This is a genomic window from Pseudomonas sp. 43A (assembly GCF_013363935.1).
Taxonomy (GTDB): Bacteria; Pseudomonadota; Gammaproteobacteria; order Pseudomonadales; family Pseudomonadaceae; genus Aquipseudomonas; species Aquipseudomonas crudilactis.
The window spans coordinates 2,703,057-2,718,587 of the sequence record NZ_CP054880.1 but is presented as its reverse complement, the minus strand read 5'-3'; the positions used below and the strand labels follow the sequence as shown (position 1 = coordinate 2,718,587).

The following is a 15,531-nucleotide window of genomic DNA, read 5'->3' as shown; positions in this document are numbered from 1 at the left end:
GACCGAGCCTGCTCGCGAAGGCAATCGAACAGTCACCACAAGCATCGGGTTGCCAAAGAATTTACAGGCAAAAAAAACCGCCCTTACGGGCGGCTAAAAGTGCTTCGACCCTAAATCAGAAGCCAAGGCTGAAGCTGATGGTCATCGCATGGTCGTTGCTGTCGTTCGACAACTGGCCCGAGTAGCCAACCCCGAGTTTGCCGGTCGGGCTGATCTGGAAGTCGACACCCGCTTCAACGATGGCGCTGTCCTTGGCGATCGGCACACCCTGGGTGCTAAACGAAGCACCGCCGTCGATGAAGGTCAGGTCGGCATCAGGCTTGGTATCACCAAAGGCATGGCGCCAGCCGATGGCCGCGCGCGGGGTGAATTGCCCGCCGTTGGCCAGGGTGATGACTTTGCCCGCGCGTACGCCGAGGGTCGAGAAGGTGATGTCTTGATCGGCATCGGCCTCCAGGCGCCCTACTCCGCCCTTCTCCTTGGCTTTGTCAGTGTCGTAGTTGACGTAGGCGAGCCCTGCGAACGGCTCAAGGGCAATGCCACCGGCTTCAATGGTGTAACCGACTTCACCGAATACCTGGGCGCTGCGCGCATCGTAATTGGCCTTCAAGCGATCGTTGTAGCTGCCGACGCTGACGTTGCGCTTGGTCTCGATGTCGTGCCAGCTGTAAGCCGCGCCGAGGCGCACCGCCAAGGCGTCGAACTGCGAATTGAGATACGCCGCCAGGTGGTAGCTTTCGACGGTGGCATCCGAGCGACGATCATGCGCGTCGAGATCGCTGCGGGTGTAACCGGCGGCCATGCCCACGCGCCATTGGTCATCGAGTTGCTTGTCGGTGCCGAGCATGAAGCCGCTGAGGTTACGGTCGAGTTTCGCCGCGTTGCTGTCGCCATCCGACTCGCCCCAGGCACCGAGTGCACGGGCCCAGCCGACCATTTCACCGTGGCAACCGTTGCTGCTCAGTTGATTGTCACTTGGCGCCAGCGCACGGCGTGGATCATCCGCCGCGCTGCACGACGGTTGGCGCATGCGATCGTTGACTGCGTCACGCACATAACGCGAATCCTCGAGGATCGCACTGGCGGTGCTGGCGTGGATCTCACCCGACAGACTGTCGAAGGCATTACGCGCACCGGCGACACTGAGGTTGACGATCTCGTTCTGCAACGCTGCACCCGCCGGACCGTTGTTCGAGAGCGCGGTGGCGGTCCTGAACTGGTTACCGGTGGCGGCGACATCGGCGAACGAATTGCCGTTGCGGCTGACCACCAGGTTGACTGCATTGGCGTCATACACCAGTGCGCTGTTGAGGAACGCGTATTGCGGCAGGTCCGCAGCGCTGAAGGAGCCGTTCACGCCTCCGCCCGCCGTGATCAGCGAATACGTGGTGTTGCCGGTGAACGGTGCCAGCGAGTTGACTTGCAAGGCGCCGCCCAACGTTGCCGTGCCGCCGACGGCCAGTGGCGTTGCGGTTGGCGAACTGACCGTCAGCGCCAGCACGCCGTCGCTAGCGTTGGTCAGGTTACCGGCGACGCTCAGGGTTCCGGCTTCTGACCCCGAAACGACAACCCCATGGTTGACCACGGAACCGACGCTGCCGTTGCCGCTCAGACCCGCGCCGTTGGCCACGGTGACTTGCGCGCCCAGCGAAGCTCGCGCGGCGCGGCTGCCGACTTGCAGCACGCCTTGATCGACCGCGACCGTGCCGCTGAAGGGGTTATCACCGGTCAACAGCAAGGTACCAGTACCGCGTTTGAGCATCGCGCCAAGCCCGCTCAGCGATCCGTTGAACAGACCATTGGCGTTTTGTTGGAACACCAGCGTGGCGTTGTCGAGGATGTTGCCTTGCAGGCTGGTGGTATTACCGATCAACGTACCGCCGCTGACAGTGGTGCCGCCGCTGTAAGTATTGGCGCCACTGAGCACCAGCGTGCCGGAATCAAGCTTCTCGATACCGCCCGTGCCCACCAGCGGCGTGGAAATTTCCGCACTCGCGCCGGCATTGACCCGCACCGGTGCAAGGCTGCCGTCGGCGCCATTGACCGGCGTCAGCGTCCCGCCAGCCCCCGGAACCAGGCTGTAGCCGCCGGAGAGGAATTGCAGGCCGGTGAAGTTCTGATTGCCCTGCACGGTCACAGTACCCGCCTGGCCACCGAACACCGCGAACTGACCGTTCGAAGCGAGCGCCTGCGTACCGTTCGGGTCGGTCCAGTTAGTGCCTGGCCCCCACACGCCACTGCCGCCACCGATGCTGCCATCCGGATTGGTTTTGCCACCGTTCCAGAATTGCACCTCACCCGGCGTGCCTTGCACCAGCAGGTTGATCTGGTTGGCGATGGCGGTTTGCAGGGTCAGATTCGTCGCCGCTACCGGCAGGCTGCCGTAGACCAGACCGTTGTCGGTCAGGCTGCCGCCGTAGCTGAACAGTTGATAAACCCCGGTGCCGAAACCACCGGCATTGCTGACGTTCAGCGTACCGTCGAGGGTCAGGTTGCCAGCGACATTGACCACCGTGGTCGAACTGGTCGCCGAGCCGAGGCTGAAGTCCAGATTGGTCCCCGAGGACAGTGCCAGCGAACCGACCGACAACGGCGTCGCCGTGCCGCCACCGGCCAGCGTCGCACCATTGGCCAGTTGCACGGCGCCGCCGAGCTGGCCGCCACCGCCGATGCTCGCGCCGCTGGCGACATTGACGTTGGCGCTGTTGAGCACACCATTGACGGTCAAGCGACCAGCCTGCACCGAGGTGTTGCCGGTGAAGGTGTTGTTGCCAGTCAGGAGCAATTGGCCGCTGCCGGTTTTGTTCAGCGTACCGGCGCCGGTGAGATTGCCGGTGTAGCTGCCATCGGCGTTTTGCTCGAAGGTCAGCGTTGCGTTGTTGACGATCGCCCCTTGCAAGCTGCTGGTGTCACCGCGCGTCGTGCCGACGTTCAGCGTGGTGCCACCGCTGTAGGTATTGGCACCACTGAGGACGAGATCGCCGCTACCGTTTTTCAGCAGACTGCCGGTGCCGGTCACCGCACCGATCAGGGTGGTGTTCTGATTGCCGGCGAGGGTCAGTTGCGCGCCAAGGTTAACGGCGTTGGCCAGTTGCAGCGCTGAAGTGCTGTCGAGGGTGCCATTGCCGGTGACGTTGAGCGCCCCGCTGCTGATCGCACTGTTGTTGCCGAGAATCAGCGTGCCGCCCGCAAGCTGAGTGCCACCGCTGTAAGTGTTGTTGCCGTTGAGGGTCAGGCTCGAGGCGCCGGACTTGATCAGGCTGCCGCTGCCGCTGACCACGCCGCCGAGAGTCAAGGCGTTGGAACCGGTAACGGTCAAACCACCGTTGACGACCACGTCGTTGCTCAGACTGACGGCCGCGTTGCTGTCCAGCGCTGTGCCGTCAGCAGCGGTCAACACGCCAGTGCCGAGCGCCGCGTTGTTGCCAACCACGATCTTGCCGCCGTTGAGCGCGGTGCCGCCGGTGTAGCCGTTGGCCGCGTTGAGCACCAGCGTACCGCTGTCGTATTTGCCCAGCGTGCCGCTGCCGTTGAGCGCGACGCCGATGGTTGCCGTGGCGTTCGGGTCAACCCGCACCGTGGCATTGCCCAGTGAACCATTGACCAGGTTCAGCGAACCCGCTGTGCCATTCACCAGACTGTAGCCATCAGTGACGAACTGCATGCCGGTGATGGTTTGCGCGCCATTGACGGTCACTGTGCCGGGCGCGCCCTGGAACACCGCGAAGCTGTTGGTCCAGGCCTGATTGGTGGTGCCGTTGACGTCGGTCCAGTTGGTGGTGCCGGTACCCCAGGTGCCAATGCCGCCCTCCACCGAACCGTTGGCCACCAGTTGGTTGCCGTCCCAGAACTGCACGGTGACGCCCGGTGCGGTGACCAGCAGGTTGATCTGATTGGCCAGTGCGGTTTGCAGGGTCAGATCGCCCGGCGTCACGCTGCCCGGCAGCGTACCGAAGAGCATGCCGTTGTCGGTCAGGCCGCCGGTGTAGTCGATCAGGCGATAGACGCCGCTGCCGAAACCGCCGATGTCGCTGACGTTGAGGGTGCCGTCGAGGGTCAGGTTGCCGCCGACATTGACCAGCGCATTGCCGCCGCCGGACACCGGTGTGCCGAGGCCGACGTCGAAGTTGGAATTGCCGTTGAACAGCAGCGAACTGACGCTCAGCGTACTGCCGGTGACGCCCGCCAGATGACCGCCATCGGCCACCGTCACGGCACCGGTCAACGTGCCGCTGCCACCGAGGGTGCCGCCGCTGTTGACCAGCACGTTGCCACTGGCCAGTGAGCCGTTGACCTGCAAGGTGCCGGCGTTGACGTTGGTGTCGCCAGTCAGGTCGCTGATGCCGCTGAGGGTCAGGGTGCCGCTGCCGAGTTTGCTCAGGCTGCCGTCACCGCTGAGGATGCCGGCGAAGGTGCTGCTGACATTGTTGCCGCCGAGGCTCAACGTATTGCCAGTGCCGATCAGCGCCGTGCCGCTGCCAGTCAGGCTGGCGAGGCTGCCGGAAGCACCGAGATTAAGCGCCGCGCCACCCGCGAGATTGACCGTAGCGTTGTTGCCCAGCGCTGCGCCGTTCAGCGTGGTCAGGCTGCCGGACGCCACATCGAAGATGCCGCTGAAGGTGTTGTTGCCACTCAGCGTCACGTCGGCCAGACCATTTTTGGTCAACGTGCCGACACCGGCGATGACACCGCCGAGGGTCAGATTGTTGTTACCGGCCAGGGCCAGATTGGCATTGACGTTGAGGCTGTTGGCCAGCACCAGCGGCGCGGAGTTATCGAGGGTGGAGGCGCCGGCCACGGTCAGCGCGCCACTGCCCAGCGACGCGCCTGTACCAAGGGTCAGCGTACCGGTATTCAGCGTGGTGCCACCGGAGTAAGTATTGATGCCGTTTAGGGTCAGGTTCGACGCACCGTTCTTGATCAACCCGCCCGCGCCGCTAACCACACCTGCGAGGGTCAGATTGTTGCTGCCGGTGTTGCTCAGGTTGGCGTTGAGCACGACGTTGTTGCCCAGGCTCAGCGCGCTGTTGCTGTCGAGCGCCGAGGCGCCGGCTACGGTGAGGTTGCCCAGACCCAGCGCCGAGTTGCTGCCGGCAGTCAGCGTGCCCGCGTTGAGGGTGGTGCCGCCGAGGAAGTTGTTATTGCCGCTGAGGGTCAGGTTGGCGGCGCCGTTTTTGCTCAGGCTGCCGGCGCCGTTGACTGTACCGGCCAGGGTCAGATCCGCCGTGCCACCGACGCCGAGGTTGCCGGCCAGGTTGACCGCGTTGTTTACCGAAACCGCAGTGCTCGCATCCAGCGTGGTGCCGCCCGCCGCGTTCAACGTGCCGGAACCCAGCGCCGAGTTCGACGCCAGAATCAGTCCGCCGGCGTTCAGCGCCACCGGGCCAAGGAAGGCGTTGTTGCCGCCGAGGGTCAGGTTCGCCGTGCCGGTTTTGATCAGGCCGCCGGTGCCGCCAATCACGCCGTTGAGGGTCAGTGCATTGCTGCCGACCACGGTGAGATTGCCGTTGAGCGTCGCGGCGTTGGCCAGTGTCACCGCTGCGTTGCTGTCCAGTTGCGTACCGGCATTCGCCGTCAACGTACCGGTACCGAGCGCCGTATTGCTGCCGACGATGATCTTGCCGCCGTCCAGTTGCGTGCCGCCGGTATAGGTGTTGGCACCACCGAGCACCAGGGTGCCGGCGTCGAGTTTATTGAGGATGCCGCTGCCATTGATATTGGCATTGATGGTCGCCGTCACGCCCGGATCGACGCGCAACGAAGTAGTGCCGCCAGTGCCGTTGACCGCCGTCAGTTGCCCCGCCGCACCGTTGACCACGTTGTAGCCATCGGTGAGGAATTGCATGCCGGTGAATGCTTGCGTGCCGTTCACCGTCACCGTGCCGGCGGTGCCCTGGAACACCGCGAAGTCGCCGGCCCATGGTTGATTGACCAGACCGTTGGCATCGGTCCAGTTGGTGCCGACCGCATTCCACGTGCCGCTGCCACCGTCGACCACGCCGTTGGCAATGGTCTGGCTGCCGTCCCAGTAACGGATGTTGACGTTCGGTGCCGACACTTGAATGTTGATCTGATTGGCCACCCCGGTTTGCACCAGCAGATCGCCGAGGCCGTAGCCGACCGGCACGCTGGCCACGTCCAGACCGAGGTTGGTCAGGGCGCCGGTGTAGTTGAACAGGCGATACACGCCGACGCCAAAACCGCCGGCATCAGTGACGTTGAGATTGCCGTCGAGGGTGAGATTGCCGCCGACGTTCATCAGCGACGCGGTCGACGGTGTGCCCAGTGCCACATCAACGTTGCTGCCGGCGCCAAGAGTCAGGGCACTCGCCGACAAGGTGTTGCCCGACGACAACGCCAGATGCCCACCGTTGTTGATGTTGACCGCGCCGAGCGCAGAGCCGGTACCGGTCAGCGTGCCACCGGTATTGACGTTGACTTGCGCACTGCCCAGCGAACCAGTGAGATTCACGATACCGCCATCGATCGCGGTGTTGCCGGTAATGCCGTTGATCCCGGTGAGGTTCAGCGTGCCAGTGCCGACTTTGACCAAGCCGCCGCTGCCGCTGAGATCACCGTCGAAGGTGCTGGTGACGTTGCCGCTGCCGACGGTCAGCAGGTTGCTGCCGGTCAGTTGCACACTGCCGCTGCCGGTCAGCGCGCCGAGGCTGGCGTCACTGCCCAGATTCAACCCTGCACCGGCACTGATGTTGACGCCGGAGGTGTTACCCAACGCGTTGGTATTGAGCGTGGTGACGCTGCCCGAGACGATATTCAGCGCGCCGGTGAAGGTGTTGTTGCCGGCCAGAGTCAGGTCAGACAAACCATTTTTGGTCAGGCTGCCGGCGCCGTCGATGATGCCGTTCAAGCTCAAATCGTTATTGCCGGCCACGGTCAGCCCAGCGTTCAAAGTAACCGCGTTACCGATGCCAAACGAAGCGCTGTTATCCAGCGTTGCCGCGCCACCGACGATTAATGCGCCGCTGCCCAGACCGTTGGCATTGCCCAGGGTCAGCGTGCCGGCATTGAGCGTGGTGCCGCCGCTGAACGTGTTGTTGCCATTGAGGGTCAGGTTGGCCGCGCCGTCCTTGATCAACTGGCCGGTGCCGCTGGTGACGCCGCCGAGGGTCAGGTTCTGCGTGCCGCCCACGGTCAGCGCCGCATTCAGGGCAACGGCGTTGTTGAGGCTGACCAGTGGCGAGTTGCTGTCCAGCGTTGCCGCGCCAGCGACGGTCAGCGCACCGGAACCCAGCGCCGAACTGTTGCCGACGGTCAGGGTACCGGCGTTCAGCGTGGTGCCGCCGAGGTAGTTGTTGGCGGCGTTGAGAATCAGATTGGCCGCGCCGTCCTTCACCAGACTGCCGGCGCCGCTGACCAGACCGGTCAGGGTCAGGTTCGCCGTGCCGCCGACGTTCAAAGCGCCAGCCAGCGCCACGGCATTGTTCAGGCTGACGGCGGTGTTGGCGTCCAGCGTGGTGTTGGCCGCCGCGTTCAACGTGCCGGAACCCAACGCGGTGTTGCTGCCGACGGTTAGTTTGCCGGTGTTCAACAGGGTGTTGCCAAAATAACTGTTGGCGCCGTTGAGGGTCAGGTCGGCAGCGCCATTCTTGGTCAGCCCACCGATACCGGCGACCACGCCGCCGAGGGTCAGCGCATTGGTCCCGCCCACAGTCAGGGTGCCGGCGAGGTTGACGTTGTTGGCCAGGGTGGCGACGGTGCTGGCATCGAGGGTAGTGCCGTTTGAGGCGTTGAGTGTGCCGGTGCCGAGGGCGGTGCTGGAACCGACAATCAGTGAACCGGCATTCAGCGCCGTGGTGCCGGTGTAGGTGTTGTTGCCGTTGAGGGTCAGGCTCGAAGCGCCGGTCTTGATCAAACCGTTGCTGCCACTGATCACGCCGCCAAGGGTCAGTGCGTTGGCGCCGCCAGCGGTGAGGTTGGCGTTGAGAATCACGTTGTTGTTCAGGGTCACGGCCGAACTGCTGTTGAGCGTGCCCGCACCTTCCACCGACAACGCGCCGGTGCCCAGTGCTGCGCCGTTGCCGACCGTCAGGCTGCCGGCATTCAGCGTGGTGCCGCCGCTGTAGGTGTTAGTGCCGTTGAGCGTGAGATTGGCCGCACCGTTTTTCACCAGTTGGCTGGCGCCGCTGATCACCCCGCCGAGGGTCAGCGCGTTGCTGCCGCCAATGCCCAGGCTGTTGTTGAGAATGACCGCGTTGTTGAGGGTCACCGCCGCATTGCTGTCCAGAGTTGCCACGCCACCAACGGTGATGTTGCCGCTGCCGAGCGCCGCGTTGGCGCCCGCGGTGATCGTGCCCGCGTTCAACGCTACGGCACCGAGGAAGGTGTTGGTGCCGTTGAGAATCAGGTTGGACGCGCCGTTTTTGGTCAGCCCGCCGCTGCCGCTGACAATCCCGCCCAAGGTCAGGTTGGCGCTGCCACCGACGTTGAGGTTGCCGCCGAGTGAGACGGCGTTAGTCAACGCAACGGCGGTGCTGGCATCGAGCGTAGTGCCGGCTGCCGTGGTCAAGGCGCCAGTGCCCAGCGCGGTGTTGGAACCGACAATCAGCGTGCCGGCATTCAGCGCAGTACCGCCGGAGAAGGTGTTGTTGCCGCTGAGACTCAGGTTCGCGGTGCCGCTTTTGATCAGATTGCCGGCGCCGCTGACGACGCCGCTCAGGCCCAATGCCTGCGTGCCGCCAAAGGTCAGATCGCCTGCCAGCGCGACGGCGTTGGCCAGGGTCACCGCCGTGGTCGCATCCAGCGTGGTGCCCGCCGCCGCATTCAGCGCGCCGGTCCCCAGCGCGGTGTTGCTGCCAACGAACAGGCTGCCGGCATTGAGCAACGTGTTGCCGCTGTTAGTGTTGTTGCCGGTCAACGTCAGGCTGGCACTGCCGGATTTGGTGATGCCGCCGGTGCCGGACAACACGCCACCGAGGGTCAGCGCATTGCTGCCGAGCACGTTGAGCGCGCCGGTCATCGCGATGTTGTTGGCCAGAGTGACGTTGGCGGTGCTGTCGAGACTGGTACCGGCGGCCGTATTCAGCGCACCGCTGCCGAGCGAGTTGTTATTGGTCACCAGCAGGCTACCGGCGCTCAGGGTGGTGGTGCCGGTGAAACCGCTGTTGGCACCACTGACGGTCAGGCTGCCGCTGCCGGTTTTGGTCAGGCCGCTGCTGCCGCTGATCAAACCGCCGAGGGTCAGTGCGCCGGTGCCGCCGGCGGTCAAGGTGCCGCCGAGGCTGATGGCGTTGGCCAGGCTGATGGTGCCCGGTGCGCTCAACGTCGTCGCGCCGGTCACGTTGAGGGTGCCAGTACTGAACGCCTGATTGTTGCCCAACTGCACCGTGCCGCCATTGAGCGTGGTGTTACCCAGATAGGTGTTGGCGGCACTGAGGTTTAGCTGGCCGGTACCGGCCTTGGTGAAACCGCCGCTGCCGGAAATCACCCCGCTCAGGGTGGTCGCGTTGGTGCCTTGCACCGTCACGCCACCAGCGCCGAGGGAAATCAGATTGCTGATGTTCAACCCGGCATTGCTGGCCTGCAGAATCCCGCCGTTGGAGGTGATTACGCCGCTGCCGAAGGTGGCGTTGTTGTTGAAGTTCGCGACACCGCCGTTGAGCGTGGTCGCGCCGCTGACCAATGGCCCCTGCAAGGTCCAGGTGCCGCTGTTGAGGGTCAGGTTGTTGAAGTTGATGTAGGTGGCGCTCGATGCGGTGCCAGTCCCGGTGATACCGCCGCCGACGCCAGCCGGGTTTTGCAGGATCAGGCTGTTGGTGCCGCCCGCGCCGCCATCGACCGTGCCGGTCGGCGCGAAGGTCAGGTTGATGCCGATCAAACCGCCGAGGCCGACGCTGATCTGCACGCCGTCACCGACGTTGACGCTGGAGCCGGTCACCGCAGTGAAGGTGTTGGTGCTCGCCGCGCCCATCGACACACCGCCGGTAATCGCACCGGCGTTGGTGAAAGTGTTGCCCGCCGCCGAGGTTTCGAAGGCGATCCGGCCGTTGATCACACCGGTGCTGCTGTTGGTCATGTTGACCTGCGAACCACCGTAGACGCCGATCACCGGGGTATCCGCCAACGTGATTCCGCCGATCGAGAGTCCGGTCGAGGTGATGGTGCCGTTGTTGGTGATGCTGGTGGTGCCGGTTGCCGCGTTGTTAACCGAAAGGGCCAGGCCGTCGATGCTGGTCAGGTTGAGCCCGAGCAGCATGCCCGTACCACGGATGATCCCGCTGGCGTTGTTAAGCACACTGACCGTGCTTGTTGCGCCAGTGCCGATGAACGCGCCGCCGCTCAATACCGAGACCAGGCCGAGCAGCGCCGGGTCGATAGTGCCGGAGTTGTTCAGGGAAATGTTCACCCCGGTCAGGTCCATCACATGGCCGCCGAGGGTCGCGTTCATCTGCGCGCCGCTGTTGACGTTGACCGTCAGGCCACTGGTGGCGCTGGAAAAATTATTGAGAAACAGCGGCAGGCTCGGCACGCCGGTACAGGTCACCGTTGAACCCGCCGTGGAGCACGTGGCCAACGCAGGTGCGCTGACGCCGCCGAACAACAGCCCGGCAACGCTCAAGTGCACAGCAAGGGAAAGAGGGGAAAAGCGCGAAACGAGGGCGACACCAAACCTTGCTTCCACGGGCTACTCCTTGTCGTGGCCAATTTCTTCCTTGAGCGCGCGAAGAGCCGTGCTTATTCCACACGCGAATCAAGACTGCGACGGTCATCACAAAACCGCTTAACTGGAGACAAAGCTAGTAGACGCCCAGCAATGGGGCACGGATTAAATGGTGTTAATACTTTAATACTAGAGGGGTCTGGGATCAGGGTTTCAGCCCGCAAGCGCTGGTCTTGAGGGCGATACAACACCTGTGGGAGCGAGCTTGCTCGCGAATGCGTTGTGTCAGCTTGCGGATACTTTTCTGATACCCCGCCTTCGCGAGCAAGCTCGCTCCCACAGGGAACTGTAGGGTCTGCAAACCCGCGCCTGACCGATCCATCAGGAAATACTGAAAAAGGACAGATTTTTCAGCCCATTGAAGGTTTTGGTACGCCTTGTGCAAACGTTTGCGTAACGTCAATACCAACGTTTTCGTAACAAAACCGTACAAGCCCACGGAACACGGGCCTCGATCCGCAAAAAAGGACTTTGAATGGCCATTGCATGCCCTTTTCGCGCACCTTTCTCGTGCACGTTTGCTGTTTCCTTGCTACTGACCGGCGTTACCGGACTTCTCAGCCACAGCGCTCTGGCGCAACCGGCAAGCAAAGAAGAATCCGCCCAGGGCGAAGCGCTCAGCCCCGAAGCCAGCCCGCCGAAAAAAGGTGAGTATCTGTCGGACTGGTACAACCAGGACTTGATGTTGATTGGCAGCAAGGACATCAGCTTCGGCCCGCAACCGGCCGACGACATCTATCTGGAATACGAGTACTTCGGCCGCAAAGGCCCGTTCGAACTGTACGGCTATGTCGACATCCCGAAGATCTTCAACATCGGCAACAGCCACGATAAAGGCGTGTGGGATCACGGCTCGCCGGTGTTCATGGAGCACGAACCGCGCATCTCCATTGACTACCTCGCCGGCCGCAGCCTGGCCATCGGTCCATTCAAGGAATGGTATGTGGCGTTCGACTGGATCTACGACCACGGCAGCCGCAAAGAGAACCGCGCCAACACCCTCTACAGCGGTTTCGGCACCGACATCGATACGCACTCGCGGGTCAATCTGTCGGCCAACCTCTACGGTCGCTATCAGTGGGAAAACTACGGCGCCAGCAATGAATATTCCTGGGACGGCTATCGCGCGCAACTCAAGTACATCGTGCCGATCGACAAGTTCAGCAACGGCGCATCGCTGACTTACATCGGCTTCACCAACTTCGATTTCGGCTCGGACATCCACAAGGACAACCCGGCGCGCACCGCCAATGCGACGGTGGCGACCAACGTCTTGCTCTACTCGTTCACCCACTTGCGCTTCACCTTGGTCGGCCGCTATTTCCACAACGGCGGCAACTGGGAGGATGGCAGCGAGCTGAATTTTGGCGACGGTAATTTCCGTGCGCGTTCCAATGGCTGGGGTTACTACGCCGGCGTCGGTTATCAGTTCTGAATCAAGGAGTTTTCCATGCAAGCAATGATGCGTTTGACCTTGGCCGGTGCGGCCCTGCTCTCCTCCACCGCGTGGGCGGCCGAGACACCGATTCAACCGAAAGTCATGCTGATCACCATGTTCGCCCCCGAGGCACAAAACTGGATTGATCGCCTGGAGTTGAAGCAGGAAATCCGCGTGCCAGGCCTGTCCGCCGAGTACCCGAGCATCCGCTGCAACACGCAGCAGGTCTGCCTACTGACCACCGGTATGGGCCAGACCAACGCCGCCGCTTCGACATTGGCGTTGGCACTGTCGCCGAAATTCGACCTGCGTAAAAGCTACTTCCTGATCGCCGGCATTGCCGGGATCAGCCCGCAACACGGGACCATCGGCACCGCTGCATGGGCGCATTATCTGGTGGAGTTCGGCACACAATGGGAGATCGATTCGCGCGATGCGCCGTCGAGCTGGCCGACCGGGTATCTGGGCATCAACACCCAAGGCCCGAACGAAAAACCGCCGCTGGATTACAAGACTGAAGTCTTTGAACTCAACCCGAAACTGCAGGCCAAGGCGTTCGCCCTCAGCCACAAGGTCGAGCTGAGCGAGAGCAAGGAATCGGCGGCGTGGCGCCTGAAATATCCATCGGCCCCGGCCAATCAACCACCGGTGGTAACCCGCTGCGACACGCTGGCCGGCAACACCTGGTTTTCCGGCACACGCCTGAGCGAACGGGCCGAGGTCTGGACCAAATTACTGACCGATAACAAGGGCGAATACTGCACGACACAGCAGGAAGACAACTCGACTTACGAGGCCTTGCTGCGTGCCAGTCGCGAAGGTCTGGTCGACGTGCAACGTCTGGCCGTGGTGCGTGCCGGCTCCGATTTTGATCGTCCAGAGCCGGGCGGCAGTGAAGTGGACAACCTGCTCAAATACGCTGATCAGGGAGGCTTTGTGCCGGCGCTGGAAAACCTCTATCGCACCGGGAATCCGCTGGTTCAGGACATCCTGAAGAACTGGTCGGCCTGGGAAAACGGCGTCCCGCAATCCTGAGCCCGACACCGATCTACTGTAGGCCTTCGCCTGCTCGCGATAGCGGTGTGTCAGTTTAATCATGACTGACTGACTGACACACCGCTATCGCGAGCAGGCGAAGGCCTACAGGGGTTTTGCGGTGTATCAGGGGATAAGGATGACCTTGTCACCGCTGCCCTGATTCACATCCGCATAACGCTGTAGTCCCTCGGCCAACGGCGCCTCGACCAACCCTTGCGGCAACGGCAGTGAGCCTTCATCGAAGAACCGCCCGAACTGCTCCAGCATCGCCGCACAGGCTTCAACGCCATACAACAACGAATTGATCCCGACCACCGAACCACCCTTGCGATACAGCGCCAGTGCCGGCAATTGCACATGCCCGTCCACCGGCGCGGCGATGATCGCGATCCGGCCGAAGCTAGCCAATGCCGCCACCGACGCCGGCAGCCAGAAACCAGTGGTGTCGAAGATCACATCGGCGCCGCCGCGATACACCGCATTGACTTGCGCACCGAGGTCTTCGGGTTTATCCAGCTGAATCGTCTGATAACCCTGCGCTTGCAGCTCCACCACTTGCTCCGGGCGCCGCGCCGCCGCCAGCAACTGCGCGCCACGCACTTTTGCCAGAGCCAATGCCGCCGTGGCCACCGCCCCCCCACCGATCACCAGCAAACGTGTTTCAGCCGTTACCAGACTGCGTTCCAAAGCATCCCACGCCGTCGTGTACGGCACGCCGAGGCTGGCGGCCTGAGTAAAACTCAGGTGCGACGGTTTGTGTGCGACGCCATTGGCTGGCAGTTTGACGAATTGCGCGTGAGTGCCGTCGGCGAAAAAGCCCAGCTCACGGCCGGTGCCCCAGACCTCCTGACCGATCAACGCCTGCGGGCCTTCGACGACGACGCCGGCGAAATCGCGACCGGGAATTCGCGGCAGCGTGGTGTAGGGAAAACGGCCGAGGACGTTTTTCACATCGCTGGGATTCAGGCCGGCAGCCTTGATCTGTACCAGCACTTCGTCAGCGCCGGGTACCGGGGTCGGCACCTCGACACAGCGCAGGGAAGACAGGTCGCCGGTTTTATCGAATTGCAGTGCTTTCATGGGGACATCCACCAAAGGAAAAGAGGAAATTCAGGACAACCAACCCGCGACCAGCTGTCGGCCCATCGGCCACAACTGTTCACCGGCCAACATGCCGAGCAAACCCACCAACGCGATGGCCGGTGGCGCCGGAGAACGGAAATCCAGCGCGCCGTACAACAGGCCGACGCCCAGACCGATGGCCAGCGCAATCAGGTAGTTCATGGGGAGGAACTCCGCCGTTTGAAGGGAATGGGCAGAGTCTAGGGAATCGGCAGGTGCGGTATCGGCCAAGGACTTCTGAATTTCGGACAAGTATCGGATGCACACCACAAAACCCTGTGGGAGCGAGCCTGCTCGCGAATGCGGTGTGTCAGTGAAGGATGAGTCAGCTGATCCACCGCATTCGCGAGCAGGCTCGCTCCCACATTGGATCTGCGCTGGTTTGATTAATCCTGTTCCACTATGAATTGCGAGGGGGCGATACCCAATTCGCGGCGAAACATGTCGCTGAAACTACTGGGTGAATAGCCGAGCTCCCGAGCAATCACACTCACCGCCACCCCCTGAATCAACTCCGCCACCGCCGTCGCCAGCTGCACCTGCCGCCGCCACTCGGCGAAGCCCATGCCAAGGCTGTCCTTGAACAACCGCGCCAGCGTGCGCACGCTGGCTCCGGCATTTTCCGCATGCTGCTCGAACGGAATCTCCAGCGACGGCGCCGCCATCACTGCCTGACATAGATTCATCAAGCGCCGGTCGGAGTCGTCCGGCATCGGGATCTTCAACTGCGAACGCCGTGCGCGTTTCAGCTCCAGCAAGGCCAACCCGACCAGTGCCTCGTAATACGCCGGATCACCGCTATCACCCTGCCCCACCAGCCCGACAATCAACTCGCGCAGCAGACCGCCGACCTCGATCACCTGCACAGTCTGATCCAGCGTCGCCGCCAGCGCCGGGCGCAGGTAGATATTGCGCATCTGCAGATCCGACACCACGCGGATCCCGTGCGGCACGCCCGGCGGCAACCACACCGCGCGCTGCGGCGGTACCACCAACGCCTCGTGCGGGGTTTCGACCCACATCACCCCGCTCATCGCATACAGCAACTGCCCCCAGACATGCTCGTGCGGCTCGATAAACAAGCCGCGCGGATAGGTACGCGCCAGCGGCTGCACGGGCACATCGGTATCACTGAGATCGGGGGGCGTGGCGAGGGCCATGGCGAGCATTCATTGGGCTTGGCGGGAACGCCATGGTAACCAGTGCGCCACAGCGTCGCCAACGATAGATACCGTCGGACAATCCGAGTGAATTT

6 protein-coding genes are annotated in these 15,531 nt (G+C 62.9%); 2 read left to right on the top strand and 4 right to left on the bottom strand.

The genetic code is table 11. The features are described 5' to 3' along the window. Nucleotides 1–115 precede the first annotated feature (115 nt). Nucleotides 116–10,639 carry an autotransporter-associated beta strand repeat-containing protein gene (locus HUW52_RS12115; protein WP_175553759.1) on the bottom strand — a complete coding sequence of 3,508 codons (10,524 nt, stop codon included), beginning with the start codon at nt 10,637–10,639 and terminating at the stop codon, nt 116–118. A 514-nt stretch (nt 10,640–11,153) separates the two neighbouring features. Here HUW52_RS12115 and HUW52_RS12110 point away from each other — a divergent pair. Further along, nucleotides 11,154–12,113 (top strand): nucleoside-specific channel-forming protein Tsx, encoded by a 960-nt coding sequence (locus HUW52_RS12110; protein ID WP_150694888.1) that lies wholly within the window; start codon nt 11,154–11,156, stop codon nt 12,111–12,113. 15 nt (nt 12,114–12,128) lie between these two features. Continuing rightward, nucleotides 12,129–13,151 carry a purine nucleoside permease gene (locus HUW52_RS12105; protein WP_175553758.1) on the top strand — a complete coding sequence of 341 codons (1,023 nt, stop codon included), beginning with the start codon at nt 12,129–12,131 and terminating at the stop codon, nt 13,149–13,151. 126 nt (nt 13,152–13,277) lie between these two features. Here the strand turns inward: HUW52_RS12105 and HUW52_RS12100 are convergent, their stop codons facing one another. The 3 genes from HUW52_RS12100 to HUW52_RS12090 all read right to left on the bottom strand — a co-directional run bounded on the left by HUW52_RS12100 (nt 13,278) and on the right by HUW52_RS12090 (nt 15,445). Next, complete coding sequence (locus tag HUW52_RS12100) at nt 13,278–14,234, bottom strand: zinc-binding alcohol dehydrogenase family protein (RefSeq protein ID WP_175553757.1); 957 nt, start codon at nt 14,232–14,234, stop codon at nt 13,278–13,280. Between the two features lie 30 nt (nt 14,235–14,264). Beyond that, nucleotides 14,265–14,438 carry a DUF1427 family protein gene (locus tag HUW52_RS12095; RefSeq protein ID WP_175553756.1) on the bottom strand — a complete coding sequence of 58 codons (174 nt, stop codon included), beginning with the start codon at nt 14,436–14,438 and terminating at the stop codon, nt 14,265–14,267. A gap of 224 nt (nt 14,439–14,662) precedes the next feature. Continuing rightward, complete coding sequence (locus tag HUW52_RS12090; RefSeq protein WP_049802091.1) at nt 14,663–15,445, bottom strand: helix-turn-helix domain-containing protein; 783 nt, start codon at nt 15,443–15,445, stop codon at nt 14,663–14,665. Nucleotides 15,446–15,531: the final 86 nt, after the last annotated feature.

What these genes read in the sequence shown, in the direction of transcription:
- HUW52_RS12110 (WP_150694888.1), top strand. Translation starts at nt 11,154, where the DNA reads ATGGCCATTGCATGCCCTTTTCGCGCACCTTTCTCGTGCACGTTTGCT.
- HUW52_RS12105 (WP_175553758.1), top strand. Translation starts at nt 12,129, where the DNA reads ATGCAAGCAATGATGCGTTTGACCTTGGCCGGTGCGGCCCTGCTCTCC.
- HUW52_RS12100 (WP_175553757.1), bottom strand. Translation starts at nt 14,234, where the DNA reads ATGAAAGCACTGCAATTCGATAAAACCGGCGACCTGTCTTCCCTGCGC.
- HUW52_RS12095 (WP_175553756.1), bottom strand. Translation starts at nt 14,438, where the DNA reads ATGAACTACCTGATTGCGCTGGCCATCGGTCTGGGCGTCGGCCTGTTG.
- HUW52_RS12090 (WP_049802091.1), bottom strand. Translation starts at nt 15,445, where the DNA reads ATGCTCGCCATGGCCCTCGCCACGCCCCCCGATCTCAGTGATACCGAT.